Source organism: Ligilactobacillus sp. UO.C109 (assembly GCF_026847815.1).
Classification (GTDB): Bacteria; Bacillota; Bacilli; order Lactobacillales; family Lactobacillaceae; genus Ligilactobacillus; species Ligilactobacillus salivarius.
The window spans coordinates 1-474 of sequence record NZ_JAPSFH010000053.1 but is presented as its reverse complement, the minus strand read 5'-3'; the positions used below and the strand labels follow the sequence as shown (position 1 = coordinate 474).

The window sequence follows — 474 nt, the reverse complement described above, 5'->3', positions numbered from 1 at the left end:
GCTAAACACATTACCGAAATCGTGGATGTACCTTAGGGTACATGGTAGGAGAGCGTTCTAAGGACGGCGAAGCTAGACCGTAAGGATTGGTGGAGTGCTTAGAAGTGAGAATGCCGGTATGAGTAGCGAAAGATCAGTGAGAATCTGGTCCACCGTATGACTAAGGTTTCCTGTACTCAAGGATTCACTCAATGAACTTGATGTACTCAAGCTTTCACTTAAGGAACTTGATGTGCTTAGGCTTTCACTTAAGGATGAGCTTGTGCTCAAGGATTCGCTCAACGAACTTGATGTACTTAAGCTTTCACTTAAGGATGAACTTGTACTCAAGGATTCGCTCAACGAACTTGATGTACTTAGGCTTTCACTTAGTGAGGAGCTTGTACTCAAGGATTCGCTCAATGAACTTGATGTGCTTAGACTTTCACTTAGTGAGGAGCTTGTACTCAAGGATTCACTCAAGCTGCTTGATGT

At 43.5% G+C, this 474-nt stretch carries 1 rRNA gene; it reads left to right on the top strand.

Features of this window, described 5'->3' with window-relative positions:
• A 23S ribosomal RNA gene (locus tag OZJ21_RS09710) occupies nucleotides 1–474 on the top strand; the annotation flags it as partial.